This is a genomic window from Aliiroseovarius conchicola (genome assembly GCF_041403445.1).
Classification (GTDB): Bacteria; Pseudomonadota; Alphaproteobacteria; order Rhodobacterales; family Rhodobacteraceae; genus Aliiroseovarius; species Aliiroseovarius conchicola.
In genome coordinates this window covers 74,518-99,798 of record NZ_JBGEHL010000009.1, presented here as the reverse complement: position 1 = coordinate 99,798, position 25,281 = coordinate 74,518, and the positions used below count along the sequence as shown (strand labels likewise).

Sequence of the window (25,281 nt, the reverse complement as noted above, 5' to 3'; positions counted from 1 at the left end):
TCCGCGCGCTATTGCACTATGAAATCGGCGTGAAGCGCACCTGCTGCCTTGATGCTTTTCAGGATATCAATCATATCTCGGGGCGATACACCCAGCGCATTTAGTCCGGCAATAACTTCGGACAAAGAGGTCCCCCCGTCTACCTCTGCAAGTCCAATGCCAGGTTCGTCTTCTATTGCAGCACGCGATCGCGGAACAACAATTGTTTCGCCGTCCGAGAAGGGATTTGGCTGAACCACAACCGGGTCTTCCTGTATTCGTAGGGTTAGATTTCCTTGCGACACCGCAACGCGGCTGATACGAACATCTGCCCCCATCACGATGGTACCAGATCGCTGATCAACCACCACTGTCGCCTTCCGCTCTGGTTCAACCCCAAGGTTTTCGATCGTGCCAATTGCGTGTGCAGGAGACAAAGCGCGTGTGGCGATAATATCGACAACCACTGTCCCACCATCCAACATACGTGAAACAACGCGACCATATTTGCGATTGATCACATTTTCAATTCGCTCTGCCGTGGTAAAGTCTGGCGTCCTCAGCGCAAGGCGAACCGATTTCAGCTTGGTAAAGTCAAACTCAATCTCGCGCTCAACGCGTGCACCATTTGGGATAACTCCGCTGGTCGGAACGCCCTGCGTTACACTGGCGCCATCGCCGTCAGCGGACGCTCCCCCTGCAATAATCGACCCTTGCCCAACGGCGTAGATTTCACCGTCCGCGGCGTTTAGCGGTGTCATGATCAATGTGCCACCAAGCAGGCTTTTTGCATCTCCGATTGCCGACACAGTGATATCAATCCGCGTCCCTGCCCGCGCGAATGGAGGAAGTTCGGCAGTGACAAATACCGCTGCGACATTCTTGGGTCGAAATTGTTCGCCAGTGATATTTACACCAAGTCGTTCGAGGATATTCGACATAATATCCTCGGTGAATGGTGCATTGCGAATACCGTCTCCAGTTCCATCGAGCCCAACCACCAACCCATAGCCGACAAGATCATTGCCACGGACTCCATCGATTTCGACCAGATCTTTGATCCTAACCGAACTGGCATTCCCAGCCGCAGCTGATGCAGCAAATATCATTAACATGAACAGGATACGTGTCATCTCATATAGTCCGTAAAGCTAAGGTTCGAAAGTGTTGCAGTCACGGTATAGAGGGACTGAAGCTGACTATGCGCTGCTTTAAGGGCGGTCGCGGTCTCGTAAGGATCTGCCGCGACAATTTCGTTTCGAGAAAGTTCAAGTGCGGACTTTTCCGAAGCATTTCTAACAGAAACAGCTTCAATGCGAGCCTCCAACACACCGACACGCGCGCGCGCAAAGGTCAGATCATCACTGGCCGCCAGCAAACCTTCAGATGACATTTTGGCAAGCTCTTTCTGTCCTTGCACATCACCGGTCAACGCACCTTCAGCGATGATTGCCGACTTGGCAAAGGCCGATAACATTTCCCGAATTTCAGCATCACTCGCCTTGATTGACTGTGTAACTCTCTCTCCGTCGCGCAAACGAAACGATCCCAGATCTGTTGAGGCCCCCAGGTAAGCTGTCGTCTCAAACCCTCCACCGGGCGTCAGAAACCATTCGTCAATGCGCGAAGAAACTCCCGCCGCCGTCGTTTCCCCCGCAATCGCGACAGCCAATTCGGAAAGTATGGTTTTAGCACCAACCACGGCCGGGCCATCCGTTGCCGCACCAGCAAAAATTGCCCGTCCTCCAACCGCTGAATTTAGACTTGCTACGATTGCCGAAAACTTCTCACGCGCATCATTTGCAGTGGTTTGTACGAGTACTGAATTTTGCGAGCTGACCGCGCCAATCAATGCGGCTGAAAGATCTTGCGTTTGCTCTTGGAAGTTCCCCATTGCTGTTTGAGCCGCCCCAACCATCAAAGATGCTTCGTTCGTCGACTGCTTGTATGCGACCAGCAACGAAAGGGTGTGATCGATTCCGGCAATTGGTCCGAAATCTCCCGAAACGGCCACCGCCAGATCAGCCTTCTGACCGGTGGTCAACTCGATCCCCAAACGGGTCATATCCCGCTTCAGTTGAGCATTCATATGACGCGATTGAAACGCACTGGCCAGATCTCCAAAGGTCGCAAAGGTCATGTTATTGTCCTTACATCGCTAGAAGTGTCTGTAGCATTTCGTCCGCCGTCGAAATTACCCGTGCATTGGCGGCATATGCTTGCTCGATCTGCATGAGCTTTTGCATCTCAGCATCCGTATCGACGCCTTTGGAAAGCTCCATCTGGCGAAGGCTCTGTTGCTGTGTAGACGCAAAGCTCAACCGCGTTTCAGACTGCAACCGATCCGTACTGGTGAGTGACAAAAAGTCGGATGTCAGCCCAGATACAGTTCGGCTACCGCCAGTAAACCCGCCTGACGCCGGTGTTCGTTGCAAGCTGAGTCTATCCGCAAGATGGTTCAATAAGGACGCGTTGCCAGCGTCACCTTGGATTGCAGCCCCCAAACCTTCGCGTAGACGCCAGGTCGCGCCACCTTGGTCTGGATCCGCGGCGGCATTAATCGACAATCGGGCCGAAAGCGCTATTTCGTTGACAGGGTCGAAAGTGGCGCCCGCATCGGTGAACAGGCCAGGATCCCCAAGCAGTCTCGTTGCATCAAGACTGGGATCTTGGAAACGCTCTACTAAATCTCGGGCCACGCCATCGAGGCGCGCCTGCGCGGTGACCGATAGGTCATCTCTGACAGAAAACGACCCTGCCAAAGAACCACCTGCGATCAAGCTTCTTTCACCAGCAGTTTCAACTGGGCGCCCGTTGATGAACAACCCTGACAACCCGCCGCTGGCCGATGTCATCTCTGGAACAATTGTATTGACCGCCGCAAACTCCAACTCCGCTGCATTCCCGTCAAGAAGAATGGCGCCACCAGAAGTGATCAATGCCACCATGTCATTTTCTCGCGGAACCTGCTTAAGGGGAATAATGGGAGCGAGTTGATCGATCTTCATCTGTCGAAGATCTTTCAAAGCAGACGCATCTTGTCCGCGCGCATGCGCCTCTTGTATCTTGATGTTCAGGTCCCTGACATCTTTAAGGCCGGTGTTGAGCGTTGCCACCTGCCTCTCAATCGACTGGTCTGCATCAAGACGAGCGGATTGGACGTGATCTGACAACGCTTTCAAATGAGATGTCAGACTCTTCGCTGAGTCCAGCACAGCATTTAGTCGTGCCGGACTTTCAGGTCGGGACGCAGCTTCAATCAGAGAAACCTCGAACTGGGCAACGCGATTTGTCAATGATCCGGGACTTCCCGGCGCGCCTATAGTTTGCTCCAGCCCATTCAAGAACTCCTCGCGGTTGCTATGATATCCCTTGGACGCATCGGCGAGGCGACGATCTGCTATTAAGGCTTCGTCGACGTCGCGTCGAACACCCGTCACCCGAACGCCCGAGCCGGCATTGCCGGTCACACGCGTTGACAACTCAAGCGATCGAGCTCCGTAACCCTCTGTCAACGCATTGGCCACGTTGGAGGACACCAATTCGGCCGCACGCGCTGTTGCGCCCAACCCCGTGAGGGCGTTTGAAAATGCAGCCGAGATACTCATGATATTATCCTAGATGGCCCTTCTGGTTAACGTTTGATGTTGGTGGTTTCCTGCAGCATCTCGTCTACAGTCTGGATCACCTTCGCATTTGAGCTATAGGCCCGTTGCGTCTGAATTAGGCTGGTCAGCTCGCCCGCGACATCCGTGGTGGACCCCTCTCGGGCGAAGCCCACCACTTCACCCGTGGGCCCATCGCCTGCGTCCCACATGAAAAACGAACCGCTTTCGGGAGAGACTTGGTAGGCTTGGTTCGAGATTGAGATCAAACCGTTGGGGTTCGGGACATCAACAAGCGGCACCTGATAGATGGTTCTGATAAAACCGGTATCATAGGTCGCTTTAATATATCCGTGCTCGTCCACTTCGACCGCAGTCAAGTTGCCGACGGGAGAGCCATCCTTGGTGATTGAAACCGGGGCGAAGCTGTCAGACAATTGCGTCAGACCATTTGGGTCCCCAATCTTACCAATGGTTAGCGATAGTGGGCCACCTGCAACCGTTAGATCCAATGTCCCGTTTGTCGCATTGTAGGTGCCGCCAGACACTACAGTGACCGAAGCCAATGACCCACCATCTGCACGCGAATCGTCAAATGTGAGCGTATATTCTCCAATCGTTGCGCCGGTAGAGGCGCTGTCTGTAATGACCATCGTCCATTCATTAGATGACCCGGTCGCAGGTACTGTCGGCGTAAATGTGAAGTCCAGCGTTTCAGATGTGCCGAGGTTCCCAAAATATTCAACCGAAAGCGGCAGTGCTGTACCATCAGCCCCAGTCTCCGTTTCGACTGCGGGCAGGTTGACCCCCAACTTCATGGCAGTTGTCGGATCACCGGCCGTCTGGTTTGCGTTGATCACAACCGGCTCTAACCCGACGCCCGTGTCGCGCGGATATGTTGCAACATTTCCGTCGGCATCTGCCGGCCAACCCAACAATACCAAGCCAGTTTCAGTTTTCAGGACACCTTCGGAATCGGTCCGAAAAGACCCTGTCGTGGTCATCATCATAGGACGCGCACCGGGGCTTGCATCTTGATAAACCTCTTGTGTGACGGGCAGCATCCCACGACCCCCCACCGCAATATCCATGGGGTTTGAGGTCGAGATCAACGGCCCGTGTTCATCGATGATCCGGTGCGTGGTCGTGCGAACACCGCCAGCGGAGTAAGTGCCTGCGCCAGCCAGACCGCCAATCACGAGGCTTTGAAAATCCGCTGTCGCGCGCTTGTATCCAAATGTCGAAGAGTTCGCGATGTTGTCCGATATGGTTGCCAGCTTCGTTGCGTGCGCGTTCAAGCCAGCAACACCTGCATTAAGTGAGGAGGAAATCGTCATGGTGCGCCTTTCTGCTGCATCTACCTCTATGTCGATCTCCATCTGTAGCGATCCGACCTTAACAGGCCGCTAACAGCTAAAATTGTTTCCACTACCTCGTATCGGTTCAGCCTACTTATCGCTCCTCAGCAGGACCAGCTCGACCCGATTATTGCGTTCAGCCATTACGTCTGAAACTGCAGGATCGCGATCAGCGTGCCCGGTGACGCGACGAATACGTTCGGGAGCGAACTCTGCTCCCTCAAGCATTTTGCGGATCATCGCCGCACGATCTGAGGACAGAGACCACGATGTGTTTTCGGCAATCACCACCGGTTGCGTCGCCACATATCCTTCGATGGCAACGCCATTTTTGACCAAGGCAAAGACACGAGAGATCATATCGACCAGATCCACCATCGTCTGTGTCGGATTTGTCGTACCAGGTTCGAACAAAGGTGCGTTTTCGAGGTCGAATAGCTCCACCAACAGCCCTTCGTCGGTGACCCTTGTGACGATATGCCGGGCCATTTCATCGCTCGCCATGCTTTCTCCGCCACGGCCCAGAAGAATGTCCTGCAACTCCTCCATCTCGGCGCCTTGCGCGCCCGCATCTCCATCCGAGATGCCCCCTTCCGTCAGCGTAGGATCGCGCGGAACGCCGCCATTTCCGGTTTGGGATAATGTTTCTTCGATGAAAACACTGTCGCCGCCAAATGAGCCATCACCGCCGCCCGAGACACGTGTGATTGGGATTGTTGGGCTGAAGTAATCCGCGATCCCCTTGCGCTGTTTCTCTGTCGTCGCGTTCAACAGCCACATCAAAAGAAAGAACGCCATCATGGCCGTTACAAAGTCAGCATAGGCCACTTTCCATGCCCCGCCGTGGTGCCCGCCACCACTGACCTTCTTCACTTTCTTGATAATTATTGGCGCATTTGCTTTCGCACTCATCCCACCACCTCATATTTCACCCAAAGATATGGATAGCAGAGGTGTGTTGAAGGTCGCTTAACCTCTCAAATTGTCTGCACTTAATTACTTCGCATGTGAAGTGTCCCTTTTCCTTGACTTCATTTCATATGCAACGATATTATCGCTTTGCAAACAGGATGGCCCTTTTTAGGGCATTGAAACGAGACAAGTGATGAACAAGCACAGCCCCTCGCGCGAAATGACACGCGCGGTGTCCTCTGTCGGCACCGAGATGCATTACATGCCCGGTTGGGCCAATGATTTCGAGACCGAAGCCCTGCCCGGTGCGTTGCCGCAAGGGATGAATAGCCCTCAGAAATGCGAGTATGGCCTTTACGGCGAGCAGTTGTCAGGCACCGCGTTCACGGCCGACCCACCAGAGCGGACCTGGACCTATCGCATCCGTCCTTCGGTGAAGCATTCGGCGCGCTATACCAAGATCGATATGCCGTACTGGAAGTCTGCGCCCTGCGTAGGCCCCGACGTCATCAGCCTGGGTCAGTATCGATGGAATCCGGTTCCCACGACCGAGGGCTTGAACTGGATCACCGGCATGCGGACCATGACCACGGCAGGCGACGTGAACACACAAGTCGGCATGGCGACGCATATCTATCTGGTCACAGAATCCATGGTGGATGATTACTTCTTTTCTGCCGATAGCGAGCTGTTGGTTGTGCCTCAGGAAGGCAGGTTGCGCTTCTATACGGAGCTTGGTGTCATCGACCTTGGCCCGCAAGAGATCGGCATCATCCCACGTGGGCTGGTCTATCGCGTCGAGCTTCTGGAAGGCCCGGCGCGCGGCTTCGTTTGTGAAAACTACGGCCAGAAGTTCGAGATGCCGGGGCGCGGCCCAATTGGCGCGAACTGCATGGCCAATCCGCGAGATTTCAAGGCACCAGTGGCGGCATTTGAAGACCGCGAAGTGCCCTCGACCATCACTATCAAGTGGTGTGGACAGTTCCACAAAACCGAGATCGGCCAGTCACCGTTGGACGTCGTCGCATGGCACGGCAACTACGCGCCCTATAAGTACGACCTAACAACTTACTGCCCGGTCGGCGCGATCCTGTTTGACCACCCAGACCCCTCGATCTTCACGGTTCTGACGGCGCCCTCGGGCCAGCCCGGCACCGCAAATATCGACTTCGTCTTATTCCGCGAACGCTGGATGGTGGCCGAGAACACCTTCCGCCCGCCGTGGTACCACAAAAACATCATGTCCGAGCTGATGGGCAACATCTATGGTCAGTATGACGCCAAGCCCGAGGGCTTTGTTCCGGGCGGTGTATCGCTGCACAACATGATGCTGCCGCACGGACCGGACCGCGATGCGTTCGAAGGCGCCTCGAACTCGAACCTCGGCCCTGAAAAACTGGACAACACCATGTCCTTCATGTTCGAAACTCGCTTCCCGCAGCACCTGACGGCCTTTGCCGCAAATGAAGCGCCGCTACAGGACGACTATATTGATTGCTGGGACAGCCTTGAGAAGAAATTCGACGGAACGCCCGGGAAGAAATGATGGCGTTGAAACTCTATACCTATTGGCGGTCGACCACATCCTATCGGGTGCGCATCGCGCTGAACCTGAAGGGTGTGTCGTTTGAAAGCCACCCCGTCAACCTGGTGAAAGGCGAACAACGCAGCGCCGAGTATCAGGCGATGAACCCTGGCAAGGGCGTCCCTGTGTTAGAGCTTGAGGATGGCACCACGCTGTCCCAGTCTTTGGCAATCCTTGACTATCTTGACCGTACCTATCCCGACCCGGCGCTTTTGCCAGAGGATCCGATAGCGCGGGCCAAGGTGATGGCCGCGGCGCATGTGATCGCGCTGGATATCCATCCGGTGAATAACCTGCGCGTCGTGCAGCATCTGGACGGAATGGGGCACAGCAAAGCCGACAGCGTGGACTGGATGGTTCATTGGATGAATGAAGGCCTGACCGCGTTTCAAGCCATGTTGCCACAAGGCACACGCTTTGCCTTTGGTGACACGCCATCGCTTGCCGATATCTGCCTTGTCTCGCAGCTTTATAACGGGCATCGCTGGGGCGTGGACATAACGCCTTTTGCCCGTCTGATCGAAATTGAAGAAACCTGTCTGGCTCTGCCCGCCTTCGCCGATGCGCGACCCGAGGCACAGCCAGATGCCGAATGAGGACATCATGAGCCAACTGAAAAAGTCGTGGGTGGACAGCGCGAACTCTGCCGAGACCCCCTTTCCCCTGAACAACCTGCCCTATGGCGTGTTCTCGACCGCTGACAGCGAGCCACGCTGTGGTGTCGCCATCGGGGATATGATCCTTGATATGCAGGCCGCCGAAGAGGCTGGCCTGATCGAGATCGGTGACGAACCCGTTTTCGACGTTCCCTTCTGGAACGAGCTGATGGAGCTGGGATCAGACGCATGGGCCGCCCTGCGCGCCCGTCTGAGGCAGCTGCTGGACGAAGGCTCGACCGAGCAGGACGCGGTTGCGCCTCTGCTGGTAGCCCAAGCTGGTGCCGAACTGCACATGCCGTTCCTTGTGTCAGAATACACCGACTTCTATGCCGGTCGTCAGCACGCGGCGAACATGGGCGCGATCTTGCGCGGTTCGCCCGATCTGCCCGCCAACTGGTTGCATATCCCGATCGGTTACAATGGCCGCGCGTCGTCCGTTGTGATTTCCGGCACCCCGATCCACCGCCCGAACGGTCAGCGCAAAGCGCCCGACGCCGAGATGCCCAGCTTTGGCCCCTCGATGCGTCTGGATATCGAACTGGAAATGGGTGCCATCGTTGGTAAGCCTTCCGAATTCGGCCAGCCGATCACCGTGGACGATGCCGACGACATGATCTTTGGCTATGTACTGCTGAACGACTGGTCGGCCCGCGATATCCAAGGCTGGGAATACCAACCGCTTGGTCCGTTCCAAGGCAAAGCCTTCGGCACCTCGATTTCTCCATGGATTGTAACCGCAGCCGCCTTAGAAGAGTTCCGCGCACCCACGCCGAAACGCGAGAAAGAGCTGCTGCCCTATCTCGATGGCTCAAAGGACGGGCTTTACAATATCGATCTTCAGGTGCTGATGCAGCCCGAAGGCGCTGACAAGGCCTCGGTCGTTGGCGAAACCAACTACACCCGCATGTATTATTCGGCTGCTGAACAGCTATGCCATCACGCCATCGGCGGTTGCGCGATGAATGTTGGCGACTTGCTTGGGTCCGGCACAGTCTCTGGTCCGACGAAGACCGAGTACGGGTCACTGATGGAGATGAGCTGGGCGGGCCGCGAGCCCTTCACGCTCGACACCGGCGAAACCCGCACCTTTATCGAGGACGGCGACACGCTGACCCTGCGCGGGGCCGCCAAAGGCGACGGTTTCCAGGTCGGGTTCGGCGATTGCGTCGGGCAAATCCTGCCTGCAATCAGCTGGCCCAAATAAGTGAGGATTTGCGCATCATCCCCCGGCAGACTGCCATTCGAGGATCGCCTCGGATGGTGCCAGCAGCATGATGATGTTCAAGGCCAGTCCATCGCGGATCAGGAAAGTGGTCAGAACTTCAAAGCCGACAACGATCAGGATGCTGACCCAGATTGGCAGACGAAGTGCCAGCCAGAAGCCAAGGAACATGGCTGCGAGGTCTGCGGCCGAATTCACAACGCTATCGCCCCAGTACTCACCCGACACGGTGAATTCGCGATACCGCTGGATCACGGCTTCGGTGTTCTCGGCGATTTCCCAGGCGCCTTCGACAATGGTCGAGACCAGCAACCGCCAGCCAAGGGAAAAGCGCCGCATCAGAAGGAAGGTCGCGCCATAAAACAGGAACCCATGGATCACGTGGCTGGGCGTGTACCAGTCCAAAAGATGTTGCGAGCCCTGACCGCTATCGTCCCCGGCATACCACAAAAGCGTATACCCGCAGGGGCATGAGAAATTACGACCCATAACCAGCAACGTGAGCAACGTGGCGAGGGTGACAATAACAACGCCCCAATAGGGCCAATATCGACGATCAAACATAGGGGCAGGCAACCATTATCCTGCGCTCAAGTCCAGAAAGGAAAACCTGACCATGGCAAAGGCTTTTGCATCACAAGGCGACTTGACTGAAAAGAAGATCACATTTGATGAGATCGGCGACGGTCTTTACGCCTTCACCGCCGAGGGCGACCCAAATTCGGGCGTGATCATTGGCGACGACAGCGTGATGATCGTCGAGGCTCAGGCCACTCCGCGTCTGGCCAATAAGGTGATCGAATGCGTGCGTTCTGTAACCGATAAACCGATCAGCCACGTGGTGCTGACCCACTATCACGCGGTGCGCGTGCTGGGTGCATCCGCCTATGGCGCAGATCAGGTTATCATGGGCGACACCGCCCGCGCGATGGTTGTGGAGCGTGGTCAGGAAGACTGGGACAGCGAATTCCAGCGATTTCCCCGTTTGTTTGAAGGGCACGAGAGCATTCCCGGTCTGACTTACCCGACCACCACATTCTCGGACGATATGACGGTTTATCTGGGCAACCGCCGTATCGACTTGATGCACCTTGGTCGCGCCCACACAGCTGGCGACATCGTGATCCATGTGCCCGACCAGAACGTCATGTTCACAGGTGACATCGTTGAAGACCACTCGGCCTGCTATTGCGGTGACGGGCACTTCGCAGATTGGGGCGACACGCTGGATAATATCGCAGCATTTGATGTCGACGCGATTGCACCCGGTCGCGGCGGGGCTCTTATTGGCAAAGACGCTGTCGAACGCGCGCTCGAAAGCACCCGAGATTTCGTCTACAGCACCTACGCGCCTGCCGCCAAAGTGGCTGCCCGCGGCGGCACGCTCAAGGAAGCTTGGGACGCCGTTCGCGCTTCGTGTGATCCGAAATTCGCAGACTATGCAATCTACGAACACTGCCTGCCCTTCAACGTCGCCCGCGCCTATGACGAAGCGCGCGGCATCGACACACCCCGCATCTGGACCGCCCAACGCGATTTGGAAATGTGGGAGGCCTTACAAGGCTAAGCAAATCAGGATGCGTTGACGGCAAATCAGCGCATCCCCACCCGCTTCGTTGCTTTCGCAACGAAATTCGCTACAATGCGAGCAGGCATAGATTGCCACCCGGAGGAGGCCCGTATGAACAAGATTTTCGAAGTCCCGCTTTATCCCTACGAACGCAGCCCCGATCAGGATGCAGCTACCCCGGTGCGCCATCCCGTTGTCATTATCGGCGCAGGTCCAATCGGGCTTGGAATGGGCATCGATCTTGCTCAACAAGGCGTGAAGGTTGTCATTGTTGATGACAATGACAAGGTCAGCTTCGGCTCTCGCGCAATCTGCTTCGCTAAACGTCCGCTGGAAATTCTTGACCGGCTAGGCTGTGGCCAGGCCATGGTCGACAAAGGGGTCGAATGGGGCGTAGGAAAGGTCTTTTTCGATGACCGTGAAGTATACAAGTTTGAGCTACTGCCTGAGAAAGGTCACCAAAGACCCGCCTTCATCAACCTTCAGCAATACTACTTCGAAGAATATCTGGTAAACCGCGTTCGCGATCTAGAGGCAGAAGGCGCCCCCATCGAAATCCGAGGGGCCAACAAAGTCACTGCAATCGGCACTCATCCTGATCACGCCACGCTTGAAATCGACACACCTGAGGGATCGTATAACATCGAAGCCGATTGGCTGGTCGCTTGCGACGGCGCCGGCTCTCCAACCCGCCAGATGCTCGGCCTAGACTTCGTCGGTCGTGTCTTTGAAGACAATTTCCTGATTGCAGATGTGATCATGGAGGCCGACTTTCCGACCGAACGCTGGTTCTGGTTTGATCCACCCTTCAACCGAGGTCAATCCGCCCTGCTCCACAAACAGCCGGATGGCGTTTGGCGCATTGACCTTCAGCTTGGGTGGGACATCGACAAGGAAGAAGAAAAAAAGCCCGAAAACGTCATTCCCCGCCTAAAAGCTATGCTTGGGGACCACGTCCAGTTCGACCTCGAATGGGTGTCGATTTATACGTTCCAGTGTCGACGGATGGAAAAATTCCGCCATGGTCGCGTCCTCTTTGCTGGCGACGCAGCACACCAAGTGTCCCCCTTTGGCGCAAGAGGTGCAAATTCGGGCCTACAAGACACCGACAATCTGGGCTGGAAACTGAAATTAGTGCTTGATGGCAAAGCTGATGAGAAACTGCTCGACAGCTACGATATCGAACGCATCCACGGCGCGGATGAGAACATTCTAAATTCCACGCGTTCCACCGATTTCATCACACCGAAATCCGAGATGAGCCGCGTGCTGCGAGACGCCGTACTAGACCTGTCCGAAAAGTATGAGTTCGCACGACCGTTGGTGAATTCTGGCCGGCTGTCAGTGCCATGTACCTATGACGGCTCGCCACTTAACTCGGCCGATGCATTGGAAGGGCCTATAAGAACACGTCCGGGGTCATCTTGCCCTGACGCCCCTTTGGGTGACGAGTTCTTACTGTCCAAACTCGGTGACAAATTCACACTTCTGACCATTGACGCCGATGCGCCTGATGTCATCGAAGAAGCTGGAATTGAAGTCACGCGCCTCGCATTATCAGTCAAATATGACCGATCTGGCGCGTTGAAAGAGCGTTATCTGGGTGATGCGTCAAGCGCCGTCTATTTGATCCGCCCGGACCAACACGTTGCGGCACGTCGTCCCAACTTTGACGAAAACCAGTTTCGCGCCGCGATCCGCCGCGCCACAGGGAAGGAGTAACGCCAATGAAAGACCTGATCCTGACACCAAATATCAACCGTGCCGATGACTTCTATGCCGAGCTTTTGGCCGCCCATGACGGTTTAACAAAAGAAGATAGTGACGCACTGAATGCCCGTCTGATCTTGATCCTTGCTAACCACGTCGGCAGTCGCAACGCTCTATCGCAGGCTATTGAGGCGGCGAAGACGTAAAGCTTGGCATTGTCCGCCAAGGCTGAGAAGGCCCGGTCAGATGACCGGGCCTTCTTTTATGCAGCAGCTACCGCATCTGTATTTCTGAACATACTCACAACAATCATAGCTGCCGAGATCTGACCCAGAACGACTGCCGGCCAAATCAGTGGGAGTTGCACGTTCAGATATTTCTGAGGGCCAAACGATAACATTGCGATCGCAACGGCGAGGATTGCGAATGCGCGACCTATGTTGGAAGTGGTAGGACCAAGAACAATTGCTGCACCTGAAGCTGCGAAACCAGCTGCCAGAATTGGTGCGATCCCACCCAATGGAATTGTTGCAGGTGGGTGTGGCGGAATCCCTGCATAGAGAGACATCAGCATGATGGCTTGCAGGATGATCAACATGGTTAATCCCGCAAGCGCCGTTTGATTTAATCGATTGTTCATATTTGACTCCATAACCGTAATTATATGTACGCTTGCCTATATCCGTAACCATGTGTACGGTAAGCGTCAACAGGAAATGTGAGGCACGATGAAATCAGAAACCCGGGTTGAGCGTCAAAGGCAGATTGAATCCGCAGCCTATTACGTCCTTGAGAAAAAGGGATTTTCCGGTGCGTCTATGCTGGCCATTGCCAAGCAGGCAAAGGCCTCAAACGAAACGCTTTATCGTTGGTACAGCGACAAGACAGGTCTGTTCACCGCCCTTGTCGAGCGGAATGCTGAGGATGTCAAAACTATGTTGGCCGCTCAGCTTGATGCAGAAAAGCAGCCGCTCGACATTCTGGCGCAACTTGGCCCCAAGCTACTTGAGGTACTGGTAGGTGACCGCGCAATCGCTCTGAATCGGGCAGCGGCGGCTGACGGCACAGGCGTACTGGGAGACGCCATCGCAAAATCTGGTCGACAATCTGTTGCGCCCCTCATCGCTAAAACGCTGGAACGCGCCAAAGCAAATGGCGACCTGCATTTCCACGATTCGAATGACGCGGTTGAACTGTTCCTAAGCCTCTTAGTCGGAGATCTTCAAATAAGACGCGCAATCGGACAGCTTCCACAACCAACGTATAAAGATGTCGAAAAGCGCGCGAGTACCGCGCTCGCGCGCTTTCAAGCATTGATGGGAGCTTAACTGGGATCAGCCGTCGTACGCAGATATGGCAGCTTGATATCCACTTCACCATATCGTTCACGTGCTTCATCATCAGACAGAGACAGCGCGACGATCACATCCTGCCCTTTTTCCCAATTGGCGGGCGCGGCGATCGGCTGGTTATCAGTCGCCTGGACTGCATCTAACGCGCGCAGAACTTCGGCAAAGTTGCGTCCGACAGACATGGGGTAAGTCATGGACAGGCGCAGCTTTTTGTCCGGACCAATGATAAAGACCGACCGCACCGTCGCGCTATCAGCTGGTGTGCGTCCATCCGGCAGATAGGCATCCGCAGGCAGCATGTCGAAGGCTTTCGAAACCTCTAGCCCTTCATCCGCAATGATCGGGAAGCCCGCTTTCGCGCCCGAGAAGCCCTCGATGTCGCTTTTCCAACCTTTGTGCTCTTCCACTCCATCAACCGACAACCCAATTACTTTGGTCCCCCGCTTGGCCCATTCGTCAGTCAGTTGGGCGACTGCGCCGAACTCTGTCGTGCAGACTGGCGTGTAATCTTTTGGGTGCGAGAAAAGGATGGCATAGCTGTCACCAATCCAATCGTGGAAGGTGATTTGGCCCTGATCCGTCTCGGCGGTAAAATTCGGTACAGTATCGTTGATGCGAAGTCCCATCGGTCTTTCCTCTCGATGCATTTTCGTTCCCAATAAAGGTACGGTCTGAATGAAATTTTTAAAGCCCCGAACGCGATGATCGGCAAAATACTTTGTGGAAATATAATTTGATCAAATTATATTTCCATGGGTTGCGCCAGCCCGAGTCCAGTGCCACAGTGCCCGCAAATCCGACCAAGGAGACAGGAATGATCGAGAAGCGCGATTTCTATATCAACGGACAGTGGGTGGCGCCCGCTGTACCGAATGATCTTAACGTCATTGACCCCTCAACAGAAGACGCATGCGCCGTTATTTCTTTGGGCGGTCAGGCTGACACGGATGCCGCCGTTGCAGCTGCCAAGGCCGCATTTTCCGACTGGGGTTTCTCAAAGAAAGAGGACCGGCTGGCGCTGATCGAAAAGCTGCTTGAAGTCTACCAAAAGCGGTCAGAGGACCTGGCAGAAGCCATGAGCCTTGAGATGGGAGCTCCCATCGATCTTGCTCGCACTGCACAAGCAGGGTCTGGCACGTGGCACATTCAAAACTTCATCACAGCGTTCAAGGAATTCGAGTTCGACAAGATGCTTGGCGCACACGCACCAAATGATCGGCTTCTCTACGAACCCATTGGCGTTTGTGCGATGATCACCCCTTGGAACTGGCCAATGAACCAAGTGTCGCTGAAATGTGTGGCTGCCATGGCTGCCGGCTGCACGATGGTCCTAAAGCCATCCGAAATCGCACCGCTGTCGTCCATTGTCTGGAGCGAGATCGTGGACGAGGCTGGTTTCCCCGCAGGCGTCTATAACATGGTGAATGGCGATGGCATGGGGGTTGGTACTCAGCTTTCGACCCACGCGGATGTGGATATGGTCAGCTTTACTGGATCGACCCGCGCGGGCATCGCCATATCGAAGGCTGCGGCAGACACGCTCAAGCGCGTCAGCCTTGAACTTGGTGGCAAGGGCGCGAACATCATCTTTGACGATGCTGACGAAAAGGCCGTCAAACGGGGTGTCATGCATATGATGCAGAACACCGGCCAAAGCTGCAATGCTCCGTCTCGAATGCTGGTTCAACGCGGCATTTACGACCAGTCGGTGGAAGCTGCCCGCGAAGCCGCCGAAAAGATACAAGTTGGTCCAGCAAGTGCAGAAGGCCGTCACATCGGACCTGTGGTCAGCGAGCTTCAGTGGAATAAAATTCAGGATCTGATTCAGGTTGGAATCGACGAAGGTGCACGCCTTATCACCGGCGGTACCGGCCGGCCCGAAGGGTTGAACAAAGGCTATTTCGTCAAACCCACGATCTTTGCTGACGCCAACAACCAGATGACCATCGCACGCGAGGAAATCTTTGGACCCGTGATGGCCATGATCCCCTTCGACACCGAAGAAGAGGCTGTCGAAATTGCCAATGACACAGTCTACGGCCTGACCAACTACGTGCAAACGCAAGACGGAGACCGCGCGAATCGCGTCGCCCGCCAAATGCGGGCGGGTATGGTCGAGATGAACGGCACATCGCGCGCTGCAGGCTCTCCGTTTGGGGGTTACAAGCAGTCCGGCAACGGTCGCGAAGGCGGTGTTCTGGGAATCGAAGACTTCTTGGAAGTGAAGGCCGTATCGGGGTGGTCAAACGACTGAAACGACCTAAGCACTACCGCAACAAAGGCCCGCAATCGCGGGCCTTTTTCGTGGTTAGTCAATCCGGGCTATCGGACGTACACCAAGGTCGTCACAGAACCTCAGCAAATACCCATCTGGATCAGCCACCACGAATTGGCGCTGACCAATCTCGGTATCGTCGCGTCGGTACCAACGCTCCTCAACCGGTAGATAGAGATCATAGGACTGCTTAGATAGTGCAGCCGCCAGAGGCGTGATCGAAGATATTCTGATTTGCAGGTTCAGGCCTTTGCCAAATGGCTGTTGGGTCGGGAGATACTCGTTACCAAACGTCCGCCCCAACCCAATTTGATCAATCATGATTTCGACCTCTTCATATCGAAGATAGGCAAACCCTTCCTCGGGTCGCTCATACAAGACCTCAAACTCTAAGGTCGAGCAATAAAACTGCTTGGAAATCAGCCAATCTGTAACTGCAAGCTCGGGAACAATGGGATTTGACATCATGCGGCAACTTTCGACGGTTCAGTTTGAATTCGTACAATGAAAGGTAGCCCGAAGCAAAAAGATCGAATATCCCCCGTTTCCAAATAACCAACGCCTGCTTAATGAGGAAAATATGCAAAATATCATCGAACAGATCACGTCTTACGGACCGCTTGTAACAAGCGCCCTGAAGGCAATTTTGGTCCTGATCATCGGTTGGATCGCGGCCAACGCAATCGCCCGTATGGTTCGCAACAAGATCAATGCCAACGATGCAATTGATCCGACGCTTGGAAATTTCGCAGCGTCGATGGTGCGGTGGGTCGTCTTGCTGATGGTGCTGGTTGCTGTTCTATCCTTGTTTGGGATCGAAGCGACAAGTCTGGTTGCCATTATGGGCGCAGCAACTCTGGCAATTGGCCTGGCTCTTCAAGGCACACTCAGCGACATTGCGGCAGGCTTCATGCTAATCCTGTTTCGCCCCTACAAGATCGGACAGTTCGTTGACATCGCCGGCACATCCGGGACGGTCAAGGACCTTAGCCTGTTTGTGACCGAGCTTGTGTCCCCCGATAATGTGCAAGTTATCGTGCCAAACGGACAGGCTTGGGGTGCGATCATCAAGAACTTCTCGCATCACGAAACACGTCGCGTCGATATCGTCTTCGGCATCGACTATGACGATGATGCAGACAAGGCGATGCAGATCATCCTCGACCTCGCCACGGCGGATGAGCGTGTGCATGACGACCCGGCCCCTTGGGTCCGCGTGACAAACCTTGGTGACAGCAGCGTTGACTTGACCACACGGCTATGGGTCGACAATGCCGAGTACTGGAACGTGAAATTCGAGCTTACAAAAGCTGTGAAAGAGGCCTTCGATAAGAACGGCATTACGATCCCCTATCCCCATTCGGTCGAGATCAAGAAGACCGCCTGATTGAAACAGTGCGGGGAAAACACCGAAAGCGCGTCATTTCAATCCGAAACGACGCGCTATCGACACATACCGGCAGGGACTCAAGCTAAGGCTTCTCAAACACTATGATCGCCTCGCCCACGGTCACGCCGAATTTCTTCATATAGGCACGGTTCAGAATTCGGTCATCGGACAAAAGCCACATCCAGTCGTCGAAATCCACTCGGGTCACGCCGTCTTTTACCGGCAAGTCAATCCGGTACACCCAATTGAAGGTGTCGCCACGCTCTTCTCCGGTCGCTTTCCCGATGACACCGGGGGCGGTCCCTTCCCAGGTCTCCTTACCAGTCTTATTCAGTGTCCAGATGCGTTGTTCAGCGGTGCCATCATCATAGACGAAGTCTTCGACCAGCGTGAGTATGTTGCCCTCCCAAGTACCGTGAATGTCGACTTCAAATCGGCGTTTCACATTGCCGAACAAGTCCTGAAACTGCCCATGCGCAGTGGTTTTGCCTTCGAAGAACTCTTCAAGGTTCAGTTCACGCGTGCTGAGCTTTGGATCGTCCAAATCTGGGGCGCCACCGCACCCAATCAGAACGGCACAAGACAAGGCTGCAAGTTTGGCTTTCATGGATCCTCCGGGCACGGTGGCATGTAACAGACACAAGCACGCAAGGGTGTGTTGCTTTAATTCTGATACGCCCCGCGCGCGTGCGCGGATCACTTTCCGGTGGCGTTAGGCCCGCCGGACCACCACCGACCCAACCGAATACCCCGCCCCGAAAGAGCAAATGACGCCAGTGTCACCGGCTTCTAGATCATCAGAGTATTTCGAGAAGGCGATGATCGAACCGGCAGACGACGTGTTGGCGTAGTCTTGCAAGATGTTCGGTTGCTCCCCATCCTCGGGCGTACGCCCCAGCACTTTTTTCCCAATAAAGTCATTCATGGATTTGTTGGCCTGATGCAGCCAAAGCCGCTTCAGGTCATCCTGCTCGACCCCGATCTCGGCGATATGACCAAGAATATGTTTCGAGACTATTGGCAGAACTTCTTTGAACACTTTGCGACCATTCTGCATGAACTGCATATCACGCCGGTCGGGCAGATCGTTGGCTTCTTCCCGTGTGCGGCGAAGGAAGCCATTGTTGTTTCGGATGTTATTGGAGAACTGAGTCAGGCAACGAGTCGATAGGATATCGAAATGGTCTCCTTTTGCATCTGACTTCCGCTCGATCAGCGTAGCTGTGGCCACATCACCGAAAATGAAGTGGCAATCCCGATCACGCCATTCCAGATGGGCCGAGCATATCTCGGGGTTGACTACCAAGGCCCGCGTCACCGAGCCGGAGCGCACCATATCCGCAGCCGCCTGAATACCAAACGTCGCCGAGGAGCATGCGACATTCATGTCGAATGCAAACCCACCCGCGCCCAGCGCTTGTTGAATCTCAATCGCAATGGCCGGATAGGCTCGTTCATGGTTTGACGCGGCACAGATGATCAGATCAACCTCGTCTGCTTGGCGGCCGGCTTGCGCCAGAGCTTGCCTACAAGCCTCCAAACCCATTTCGGCCATGATACCCGGTTCATCATCTGTGCGCTGACGCAATCTGGGGTGCATCACATCGGGGTCCAGTACGCCTGTCTTGTCCATCACATAGCGTTGATGAATACCCGAAGCCGAGACAATGAACTCCTCGCTGGAATGGCCCATTGGCGCCATATCCCCAGCCTCAATCGCCGCCGCATTCTCTGCGTTCATTTTGTCGGCATATGCGTTGAACGCCTCGACAAGTTCGGCATTGGTGATGGTTTGATCGGGGGTGAACACCCCGGTGCCAGAGATGACGGGTTGGATCATGTGGGTCTCCTCAAAGGTTGACCCAGTCAATCAGGAAGCACCTTCATGGGCAAGAGGCGCTGACCCTAGGTCACCACAGCTTAGAATGGGCACTTCGCCTTGAAAGTCAGCCCTTTTCCGCCATCTGGGTGGCGAAGGCGAAGGCTTTCGGCATGCAGCATCAAGCGGGGTGCATCGCGGGCGGAGCCATCTGCATAGAACGGATCACCCAATATCGGGTGGCCAATCTCTTTCATATGGACGCGCAACTGATGACTGCGGCCTGTCTGGGGAAACAGGCGTATACGGGTGGCATTATCCTCGTACTTCACGATCTTCCAGTCGGTCACGGCGGGTTTGCCACTCTCCAAATCTACATGCTGTTTTGGGCGATTTGGCCAGTCGACAATCAAGGGCAGATCCACGGTGCCTTCCCGTTCAGATACATGGCCCCAAACACGCGCGACGTAGACCTTTTTCATCTGGCGTTTCTCGAACTGCAACCCAAGATGACGTTGGGCATGCGGGGTCATTGCGAACACCATGATACCGGACGTGTCCCTGTCCAATCGATGCACCAGCAATGCCTCTGGAAACACCGCTTGGATGCGCGCAATCAGGCAATCAGCCAGATGCTCACCCTTTCCCGGTACCGACAACAGACCGGCGGGTTTATCGACCAGTAAAAGCTCGTGATCCTGATGTACGATCACCAATGGATCGTTGGGGGGCGCGTAATCGTCTGACATGGGCGGCAGATAGCTTGCCCGGGTCAGACTGGCAAGGCTTAGCGGTTGCGGCGCATCCCACGCACCAGTGAGGTTGTGTAGATAATCAGCGCCAGCCAAATCAGCGGGAAGGCGACAAGCTTGGCCCCTCCAAACGGTTCCCCGAAGACAAAGACGGCCACGATGAAGATCATAGTGGGTGCAATGTATTGCAGAATGCCAATTGTCGACAGGCGCACAAGCTTCGCGCCATTCGCATAGATCATCAGCGGCACTGCCGTCACAAGGCCACATCCGATAAGGAGCGACGTATCAGAGACTGAGGAGGTCAGGAAGTGACCCTCTCCGGTCACAGCCAGCCAGATCGCATAGCCCAGCGCCGGGATCAGCAATATCAGCACTTCAAGCATGAAGCCCTGATTGGGGCCGATAGCGAGCGATTTTTTGAAGAAAGCGTAAAAGCCCCATGTCAGCGTTAAACTTAGCGCGACAAGCGGTAGGTGCCCCGTTTCGACGGTCAAGATAACGACAGCGACGGCCGCCAGCGCGACGGCGACACCTTGCGCGCGCGTCATTCGCTCACCCAACAACATGGTGCCAAGAAAGATCGAAAAAAGCGGATTGATGTAGTAACCCAGCGCGGCCTCAATCGCTTGGTTGGTCGAGATCGCGTAGATATAAATGCCCCAATTCACCGAGATCAGAGCAGCGGTCAGAACTGCAAGCAGGAGCATCTTTGGGTTGGAGATCGCATCGCGAAGATCTCGTGTTCGCCCTGTCACGATCAAGACGGCTCCGGCAATAGGCACAGACCAGATAACGCGATGCGCCACAACCTCGGCCGCAGGAATATGCGAGAGGGCTTTCAGGTACAGCGGCAAGAATCCCCACAACACGTAGGCCGTAATCGCAAGCACCAAGCCCTTAGGCGTATCAACGTTTTCTGGTTTCGTTTTGTCTGTCATTGCGCGCACCTCACCGGCTCATATGACAGACAAAGAGCCATGTTGAATAGCGCGAAAATCGTGAGGAGTCATATCAACGGACGCGATGGGCCGTTAGTGGTCTGGCCGCGCGGCTTTAACCCGCTGCCAAACAGCCGCATCCAGCCGATACCGCTTCCACGGAAGCGGATTGCCAGACAGATCAACCTCGTCATCGTCCACAAATTCGGCACCAAGTTTCTGCGTGGCCTTTTGCGATCGAATGTTGTCGGGGGCGATGTGAAACCACACCCGGTCAAATGTTTGGAAAGCATGATCCAACATCAATCGCTTCATTAGAAAATTCACCTCTCCGCCCCAGTATTGGTTGTTCAGAAAAGTGAATCCTATGCCGATGTCTTCGGGCGCATCCGGGCCGACATAATAGCGCGAGCAGCCAATGATTTTCTTTGCTGCTTTGTCAACGACAACAAGCGTTCCGCCTTCGCGCAGCAGCATGTCGAAATACGGATCAAACACCTCGCGTTTATAACGATCCCTGCTCGGGTGGCCTGCCCAGATCTTCGGGTTTTTGGCTGCGTCGTGCAAATCGTTGCGATCCTGCGCGGTCATTCCACGCAGGATCAATGTCTCGTCTTCCAAGACTGGCTGATTGTTGAACGTCAAACGCGTACTCTTTCTGATTTCGGATCATACATTGGCTTCAGAGATGCCTCGGCCTTGACGCGTGTGCCCGCGACGTCGATTTCGTAGGTGGAGGCCAGCACCTCGGCGACCGTCTCACCTTTACACGGGACATAGCCCATGCCCATAGCCGCACCCAGATGGTGACCGTAAGAACCAGAACTCAGATAACCGACAATCTCGCCATCCCGAACGAGCGGTTCGTTATGGTAAAGCAGTGGTTCGGGGTCGGTCAGTTTGAATTGCACCATCCGGTTCTCAAGCCCGCTTTCCTTCTTTGCCAGCACCGCATCACGGCCAATAAAGTCCGGCTTGTCAGTCTTCACAGCAAAGCCAAGCCCCGCCTCTAACACATGGTCTTCGCACGTGATGTCATGGCCAAAGTGACGAAACCCCTTTTCGATCCGGCAGCTGTCCATCATGTGCATGCCGCAAAGTTTCAGTCCCATGTCCTGACCGGCTTCATGAAGCGTCTCGAAGACGTGGCCCGCCATATCGGACGAGACATAGATTTCCCACCCAAGCTCGCCGACATAGGTTACGCGATGCGCTCGCGCGATGCCCATCCCGATCTCGATCTCTTGGGCGGTTCCGAATGGGTTTGTTGCGTTGGTGAAATCGTTGGGGCTGACCGCCTCAAGCAGCTTGCGCGAGTTGGGGCCCATCACGGCCAAAACACCCTCGGCATTCGTCACATCGGTGATCACGACATTAAAACCACCCTTGTGGCGCTGCATCCATGTCTGATCGGCCAGACGCGTAGCTCCAGGGGTGACGACCAGATAGGCGGTTTCAGTCAAACGGGTCACAGTCACGTCTGCTTCAATCCCGCCACGTTGGTTCAGGAACTGAGTGTAAACGATCTTGCCATTGGGCACCGAATAGTCGCCGCCACCAACATAGTTCATAAACGCTTCGGCATCGGGGCCTTCGACACGGATCTTCCCGAAGGACGTCATGTCATACATGCCCACATTTTCGCGAATTGCCTTGTGTTCGGCGGCCGCGTTATCAAACCAGTTGGGACGACCCCACGTGTATTCATACGCACGCTCCTGACCTTCGTTCGCAAACCAGTTGGCCCGCTCCCACCCAGCGACTTCACCAAAGACCGCACCGTTTTCCTTGAGGTGATGATGGAACGGCGTGCGCCGCACCCCGCGCGCGGTGGCCTTCTGGCGGAACGGAAAATGGTCCGCGTAAAGCAAGCCCAGCGTCTCTTTCGAGCGTTCATAGAGGTAATGTTTGTTGCCCTGGAAAGGATGCATGCGGCTGATGTCCACATCTCCCAGATCGAACGGTTTGTCGCCGTCTTCCATCCACTGGGCCAGCGCCATACCAGCGCCGCCCGCCGATTGGATGCCGATGGAGTTGAAGCCCGCGGCCACCCAAACATTGTCCATCTCAGGCGCGAGGCCAAGGTGGTAAGCATCGTCGGGGGTAAAGCTTTCCGGGCCATTGAAGAAAGTATGGATCCCTGCCTCGGCCAACATCGGCATGCGATTACAGGCCGCTTCGAGGATGGGTTCAAAGTGGTCGAAGTCCTCGGGCAGTTGGTCAAACTCGAACGTGTCCGGGATGCCGTCCATCGCCCAGGGCTTTGCGTGCGGCTCGAAGGCACCCAGCAGAATCTTGCCCGCATCTTCTTTGTAGTAAGCGCACTCATCCGGCACACGCAGCACTGGCATTTGGCTTAGATCTGCGATGCCCTCGGTCACGATATAGAAGTGCTCGCACGCGTGCAGGGGTACGTTAACGCCAGCCATTTTACCGACTTCGTGCCCCCACATACCTGCACAGTTGACGATCATGTCGCAGGTGATGGTTCCCTGATCCGACCCGTCGTCCGATGCCCAATTCACGCCGGTGACTTTGCGCCCATCACGTTCAACGCCCGTGACTTTCGTACGCTCTTTGATGACCGCTCCGTTCTGGCGCGCACCCTTGGCCAGCGCCAACGCGATGTTTGCTGGATCAGCCTGCCCATCGGTGGGCAGCCAAATGCCGCCCTTGACGCCATCCAGATTGATGTGTTCGTAGCGCGCCTTGACCTCGTCAGGCGACAGTTCCTCACACGGCACGCCAAAAGCGCGTGCCATAGCAGCGTTCCGATAGAGTTCTTCGTTGCGTTCCTCGGTCAGGGCTACCGATACCGAGCCGCATTGCCGTAATCCGGTCGCAACACCCGTTTCCTCTTCAAGACCGAGGTAAAGATCGGCCGAGTACTTGGCGAGCTTCGTCATGTTCGACGAGGCGCGCAGCTGACCGATCAATCCGGCCGCGTGCCAAGTGGTGCCGGACGTCAGTTGCTTGCGCTCCAACAAGACAACGTCTTTCCAGCCAAGCTTGGCCAAGTGGTAGGCAACAGAACATCCGATAACGCCGCCACCGATGATGACAACACGGGCATGTTTGGGAAGACTCATAGCATCACTCCATCAGAATTTGGCCAAGCGTTGCACGGATGGCCGCACCAAAACGCACCAAATCCGCCAGATTTGTCGCTTATCAAATACTAGCTGTAGGTTAGATTGTTCCGGTTGCGACGCAACGACATGGGAGTCATGCCGAAATGTCGCCCAAATACTGTTGAAAAGCCGTTTGGAAACCCACACGCTAGACCTACGTCGCGAACACTCAACGACGTTTTTAGCAATAAGGTATTTGCATGGTTGAGCCGCAGCTCTCGATAATAAGCATTTGGTGTCGTGTTGAAGTGAGCGCGAAAGTGACGCTCTAACGACCGCTCAGAAATCCCAAGCAAATCAACGATTTCCGAGATGCGTAGTGGCTCTTCCAGGTTAGCTTGCATTAGTTCGATGCATTGATCCAACGAACGGTTCCCTGTACGGGTCAGTTCCTTCCCGCCAAAGGGTTGCAAGGTGGCCGATGTGCGAATTGTCTCGTGCAGGAAAATGTCTGCCACAGTCGCGACCGAAGCCGCACTGATATGCGCACCCAACATGCCCAGCACGAGGTCGTAGGTTGCACCCATACCGGCACTGGTGGTGATTTGCCCATCATCGGCGGCCAATGCGTAAGACCCGGTTCCCGGCGTTCCGCGTTCATTCAACAGCGCACGGTTTTCCCAATGGGTCGTGTGGCTCATCAGCTGTTCGCCGGTTTCGGAGATGTAGCGGCTTGCGGCTTCAGACAACAAAAAGACCCGCGCACCGGACCATTGGTAGGCTTTGATTTCTTTGCGCAAGGACAGTTCAAGCGCGTCAGGGTCGGAGTTCCCAAGGACGAACAGGTAATCCGCAGTTGGCTTGGGTTCCATTGCGGTCGTCTCGACCGTAATACCAGCACGGCACGCCATGGTACCGCCGCGCCGCGACACCCAGCGCCAATGAAACACACGACGCGCGGATACGCGGTTGGCAGTGCGTAAGACTTCGACGATGGCGGAAAACTCTGTCAGTACAAAGCCATCTGCCAACGCTATGTCCACATTGATCGTTGCAGACGAGTTGTCTTTCATCGCGCCCT

25 protein-coding genes are annotated in these 25,281 nt (G+C 55.2%); 9 read left to right on the top strand and 16 right to left on the bottom strand.

What is annotated here, in order from left to right:
• Positions 1 to 8: 8 nt before the first annotated feature.
• The 5 genes from V6N04_RS14470 to V6N04_RS14450 form a co-directional block, all read right to left on the bottom strand.
• Positions 9 to 1,112, bottom strand: coding sequence for a flagellar basal body P-ring protein FlgI (locus V6N04_RS14470; RefSeq protein ID WP_371170905.1), 1,104 nt, complete (start codon positions 1,110 to 1,112; stop codon positions 9 to 11).
• Positions 1,109 to 2,119, bottom strand: a complete 1,011-nt coding sequence (locus V6N04_RS14465) for a flagellin (RefSeq protein ID WP_371170904.1) — start codon at positions 2,117 to 2,119, stop codon at positions 1,109 to 1,111. The genes V6N04_RS14470 and V6N04_RS14465 overlap by 4 nt, the downstream gene beginning before the upstream one ends.
• A gap of 10 nt (positions 2,120 to 2,129) precedes the next feature.
• Entirely contained in the window at positions 2,130 to 3,587 is a 1,458-nt protein-coding gene (gene flgK, locus V6N04_RS14460; RefSeq protein ID WP_371170903.1) for a flagellar hook-associated protein FlgK, read from the bottom strand.
• A 26-nt stretch (positions 3,588 to 3,613) separates the two neighbouring features.
• Positions 3,614 to 4,921 carry a flagellar hook protein FlgE gene (locus V6N04_RS14455; RefSeq protein WP_371170902.1) on the bottom strand — a complete coding sequence of 436 codons (1,308 nt, stop codon included), beginning with the start codon at positions 4,919 to 4,921 and terminating at the stop codon, positions 3,614 to 3,616.
• 111 nt (positions 4,922 to 5,032) lie between these two features.
• The gene (locus V6N04_RS14450) at positions 5,033 to 5,854 is read right to left on the bottom strand and encodes a flagellar motor protein MotB (RefSeq protein WP_371170901.1); all 822 of its coding nucleotides are present in this window, start codon (positions 5,852 to 5,854) and stop codon (positions 5,033 to 5,035) included.
• Between the two features lie 193 nt (positions 5,855 to 6,047).
• Between V6N04_RS14450 and hmgA the strand changes: the two genes are divergently transcribed.
• The 3 genes from hmgA to fahA are packed head-to-tail and all read left to right on the top strand — an operon-like array spanning position 6,048 to position 9,302.
• Entirely contained in the window at positions 6,048 to 7,400 is a 1,353-nt protein-coding gene (gene hmgA / locus V6N04_RS14445) for a homogentisate 1,2-dioxygenase (protein WP_371170900.1), read from the top strand.
• Positions 7,400 to 8,035 carry a maleylacetoacetate isomerase gene (gene maiA, locus V6N04_RS14440; protein ID WP_371170899.1) on the top strand — a complete coding sequence of 212 codons (636 nt, stop codon included), beginning with the start codon at positions 7,400 to 7,402 and terminating at the stop codon, positions 8,033 to 8,035. Before hmgA ends, maiA begins: the two co-directional genes overlap by 1 nt.
• Positions 8,036 to 8,042: 7 nt before the next feature.
• Entirely contained in the window at positions 8,043 to 9,302 is a 1,260-nt protein-coding gene (gene fahA, locus V6N04_RS14435; RefSeq protein ID WP_371170898.1) for a fumarylacetoacetase, read from the top strand.
• Positions 9,303 to 9,317: 15 nt separating this feature from the next.
• Here the strand turns inward: fahA and V6N04_RS14430 are convergent, their stop codons facing one another.
• Positions 9,318 to 9,896 carry a DUF2585 family protein gene (locus V6N04_RS14430; RefSeq protein WP_371170897.1) on the bottom strand — a complete coding sequence of 193 codons (579 nt, stop codon included), beginning with the start codon at positions 9,894 to 9,896 and terminating at the stop codon, positions 9,318 to 9,320.
• Positions 9,897 to 9,936: 40 nt separating this feature from the next.
• Between V6N04_RS14430 and V6N04_RS14425 the strand changes: the two genes are divergently transcribed.
• From V6N04_RS14425 to V6N04_RS14415, 3 genes are all read left to right on the top strand, one after another.
• Positions 9,937 to 10,887 carry an MBL fold metallo-hydrolase gene (locus tag V6N04_RS14425; protein ID WP_371170896.1) on the top strand — a complete coding sequence of 317 codons (951 nt, stop codon included), beginning with the start codon at positions 9,937 to 9,939 and terminating at the stop codon, positions 10,885 to 10,887.
• Positions 10,888 to 11,001: 114 nt separating this feature from the next.
• On the top strand, positions 11,002 to 12,612 hold the full coding sequence (locus tag V6N04_RS14420; protein WP_371170895.1) for an FAD-dependent oxidoreductase: 1,611 nt from the start codon (positions 11,002 to 11,004) through the stop codon (positions 12,610 to 12,612).
• Between the two features lie 5 nt (positions 12,613 to 12,617).
• Complete coding sequence (locus tag V6N04_RS14415; RefSeq protein ID WP_371170894.1) at positions 12,618 to 12,806, top strand: DUF2783 domain-containing protein; 189 nt, start codon at positions 12,618 to 12,620, stop codon at positions 12,804 to 12,806.
• 56 nt (positions 12,807 to 12,862) lie between these two features.
• Here the strand turns inward: V6N04_RS14415 and V6N04_RS14410 are convergent, their stop codons facing one another.
• A complete protein-coding gene (locus tag V6N04_RS14410; protein WP_371170893.1) occupies positions 12,863 to 13,240 on the bottom strand; it encodes a hypothetical protein in 378 nt (125 codons plus the stop codon).
• An 88-nt stretch (positions 13,241 to 13,328) separates the two neighbouring features.
• Between V6N04_RS14410 and V6N04_RS14405 the strand changes: the two genes are divergently transcribed.
• Positions 13,329 to 13,928 carry a TetR/AcrR family transcriptional regulator gene (locus tag V6N04_RS14405; protein ID WP_371170892.1) on the top strand — a complete coding sequence of 200 codons (600 nt, stop codon included), beginning with the start codon at positions 13,329 to 13,331 and terminating at the stop codon, positions 13,926 to 13,928.
• On the opposite strand, the gene V6N04_RS14400 is transcribed toward V6N04_RS14405, so the two are convergent.
• A complete protein-coding gene (locus tag V6N04_RS14400) occupies positions 13,925 to 14,578 on the bottom strand; it encodes a peroxiredoxin (RefSeq protein WP_371170891.1) in 654 nt (217 codons plus the stop codon). The two genes, V6N04_RS14405 and V6N04_RS14400, sit on opposite strands and share 4 nt — an antisense overlap.
• Positions 14,579 to 14,766: 188 nt before the next feature.
• On the opposite strand from V6N04_RS14400, the gene V6N04_RS14395 reads away from it, so the two are divergent.
• The gene (locus V6N04_RS14395; RefSeq protein ID WP_371170890.1) at positions 14,767 to 16,206 is read left to right on the top strand and encodes an aldehyde dehydrogenase family protein; all 1,440 of its coding nucleotides are present in this window, start codon (positions 14,767 to 14,769) and stop codon (positions 16,204 to 16,206) included.
• A 54-nt stretch (positions 16,207 to 16,260) separates the two neighbouring features.
• Here the strand turns inward: V6N04_RS14395 and V6N04_RS14390 are convergent, their stop codons facing one another.
• Complete coding sequence (locus V6N04_RS14390) at positions 16,261 to 16,695, bottom strand: bleomycin resistance protein (RefSeq protein WP_371170889.1); 435 nt, start codon at positions 16,693 to 16,695, stop codon at positions 16,261 to 16,263.
• A gap of 112 nt (positions 16,696 to 16,807) precedes the next feature.
• Here V6N04_RS14390 and V6N04_RS14385 point away from each other — a divergent pair, with 112 nt between their 5' ends.
• Positions 16,808 to 17,614 (top strand): mechanosensitive ion channel family protein, encoded by an 807-nt coding sequence (locus tag V6N04_RS14385; protein WP_371170888.1) that lies wholly within the window; start codon positions 16,808 to 16,810, stop codon positions 17,612 to 17,614.
• Positions 17,615 to 17,699: 85 nt separating this feature from the next.
• On the opposite strand, the gene V6N04_RS14380 is transcribed toward V6N04_RS14385, so the two are convergent.
• From V6N04_RS14380 to V6N04_RS14350, 7 genes are all read right to left on the bottom strand, one after another.
• Positions 17,700 to 18,224, bottom strand: coding sequence for a DUF3833 domain-containing protein (locus V6N04_RS14380; RefSeq protein ID WP_371170887.1), 525 nt, complete (start codon positions 18,222 to 18,224; stop codon positions 17,700 to 17,702).
• A gap of 105 nt (positions 18,225 to 18,329) precedes the next feature.
• Entirely contained in the window at positions 18,330 to 19,457 is a 1,128-nt protein-coding gene (locus tag V6N04_RS14375; protein ID WP_371170886.1) for a beta-ketoacyl-ACP synthase III, read from the bottom strand.
• Positions 19,458 to 19,537: 80 nt separating this feature from the next.
• A complete protein-coding gene (locus tag V6N04_RS14370) occupies positions 19,538 to 20,185 on the bottom strand; it encodes an RluA family pseudouridine synthase (protein WP_371170885.1) in 648 nt (215 codons plus the stop codon).
• Between the two features lie 38 nt (positions 20,186 to 20,223).
• A complete protein-coding gene (gene rarD, locus V6N04_RS14365) occupies positions 20,224 to 21,129 on the bottom strand; it encodes an EamA family transporter RarD (RefSeq protein ID WP_371170884.1) in 906 nt (301 codons plus the stop codon).
• A 93-nt stretch (positions 21,130 to 21,222) separates the two neighbouring features.
• Complete coding sequence (locus tag V6N04_RS14360; protein WP_371170883.1) at positions 21,223 to 21,774, bottom strand: GNAT family N-acetyltransferase; 552 nt, start codon at positions 21,772 to 21,774, stop codon at positions 21,223 to 21,225.
• A complete protein-coding gene (locus tag V6N04_RS14355; RefSeq protein WP_371170882.1) occupies positions 21,771 to 24,218 on the bottom strand; it encodes a GcvT family protein in 2,448 nt (815 codons plus the stop codon). Before V6N04_RS14355 ends, V6N04_RS14360 begins: the two co-directional genes overlap by 4 nt.
• Before the next feature lie 89 nt (positions 24,219 to 24,307).
• Positions 24,308 to 25,273, bottom strand: a complete 966-nt coding sequence (locus V6N04_RS14350; RefSeq protein ID WP_371170881.1) for a GlxA family transcriptional regulator — start codon at positions 25,271 to 25,273, stop codon at positions 24,308 to 24,310.
• Between the last annotated feature and the right edge of the window lie 8 nt (positions 25,274 to 25,281).

What these genes read in the sequence shown, in the direction of transcription:
- V6N04_RS14470 (WP_371170905.1), bottom strand. Translation starts at nt 1,112, where the DNA reads ATGACACGTATCCTGTTCATGTTAATGATATTTGCTGCATCAGCTGCG.
- V6N04_RS14465 (WP_371170904.1), bottom strand. Translation starts at nt 2,119, where the DNA reads ATGACCTTTGCGACCTTTGGAGATCTGGCCAGTGCGTTTCAATCGCGT.
- flgK (WP_371170903.1), bottom strand. Translation starts at nt 3,587, where the DNA reads ATGAGTATCTCGGCTGCATTTTCAAACGCCCTCACGGGGTTGGGCGCA.
- V6N04_RS14455 (WP_371170902.1), bottom strand. Translation starts at nt 4,921, where the DNA reads ATGACGATTTCCTCCTCACTTAATGCAGGTGTTGCTGGCTTGAACGCG.
- V6N04_RS14450 (WP_371170901.1), bottom strand. Translation starts at nt 5,854, where the DNA reads ATGAGTGCGAAAGCAAATGCGCCAATAATTATCAAGAAAGTGAAGAAG.
- hmgA (WP_371170900.1), top strand. Translation starts at nt 6,048, where the DNA reads ATGAACAAGCACAGCCCCTCGCGCGAAATGACACGCGCGGTGTCCTCT.
- maiA (WP_371170899.1), top strand. Translation starts at nt 7,400, where the DNA reads ATGGCGTTGAAACTCTATACCTATTGGCGGTCGACCACATCCTATCGG.
- fahA (WP_371170898.1), top strand. Translation starts at nt 8,043, where the DNA reads ATGAGCCAACTGAAAAAGTCGTGGGTGGACAGCGCGAACTCTGCCGAG.
- V6N04_RS14425 (WP_371170896.1), top strand. Translation starts at nt 9,937, where the DNA reads ATGGCAAAGGCTTTTGCATCACAAGGCGACTTGACTGAAAAGAAGATC.
- V6N04_RS14420 (WP_371170895.1), top strand. Translation starts at nt 11,002, where the DNA reads ATGAACAAGATTTTCGAAGTCCCGCTTTATCCCTACGAACGCAGCCCC.
- V6N04_RS14415 (WP_371170894.1), top strand. Translation starts at nt 12,618, where the DNA reads ATGAAAGACCTGATCCTGACACCAAATATCAACCGTGCCGATGACTTC.
- V6N04_RS14410 (WP_371170893.1), bottom strand. Translation starts at nt 13,240, where the DNA reads ATGAACAATCGATTAAATCAAACGGCGCTTGCGGGATTAACCATGTTG.
- V6N04_RS14405 (WP_371170892.1), top strand. Translation starts at nt 13,329, where the DNA reads ATGAAATCAGAAACCCGGGTTGAGCGTCAAAGGCAGATTGAATCCGCA.
- V6N04_RS14400 (WP_371170891.1), bottom strand. Translation starts at nt 14,578, where the DNA reads ATGGGACTTCGCATCAACGATACTGTACCGAATTTTACCGCCGAGACG.
- V6N04_RS14395 (WP_371170890.1), top strand. Translation starts at nt 14,767, where the DNA reads ATGATCGAGAAGCGCGATTTCTATATCAACGGACAGTGGGTGGCGCCC.
- V6N04_RS14390 (WP_371170889.1), bottom strand. Translation starts at nt 16,695, where the DNA reads ATGATGTCAAATCCCATTGTTCCCGAGCTTGCAGTTACAGATTGGCTG.
- V6N04_RS14385 (WP_371170888.1), top strand. Translation starts at nt 16,808, where the DNA reads ATGCAAAATATCATCGAACAGATCACGTCTTACGGACCGCTTGTAACA.
- V6N04_RS14380 (WP_371170887.1), bottom strand. Translation starts at nt 18,224, where the DNA reads ATGAAAGCCAAACTTGCAGCCTTGTCTTGTGCCGTTCTGATTGGGTGC.
- V6N04_RS14375 (WP_371170886.1), bottom strand. Translation starts at nt 19,457, where the DNA reads ATGATCCAACCCGTCATCTCTGGCACCGGGGTGTTCACCCCCGATCAA.
- V6N04_RS14370 (WP_371170885.1), bottom strand. Translation starts at nt 20,185, where the DNA reads ATGTCAGACGATTACGCGCCCCCCAACGATCCATTGGTGATCGTACAT.
- rarD (WP_371170884.1), bottom strand. Translation starts at nt 21,129, where the DNA reads ATGACAGACAAAACGAAACCAGAAAACGTTGATACGCCTAAGGGCTTG.
- V6N04_RS14355 (WP_371170882.1), bottom strand. Translation starts at nt 24,218, where the DNA reads ATGAGTCTTCCCAAACATGCCCGTGTTGTCATCATCGGTGGCGGCGTT.
- V6N04_RS14350 (WP_371170881.1), bottom strand. Translation starts at nt 25,273, where the DNA reads ATGAAAGACAACTCGTCTGCAACGATCAATGTGGACATAGCGTTGGCA.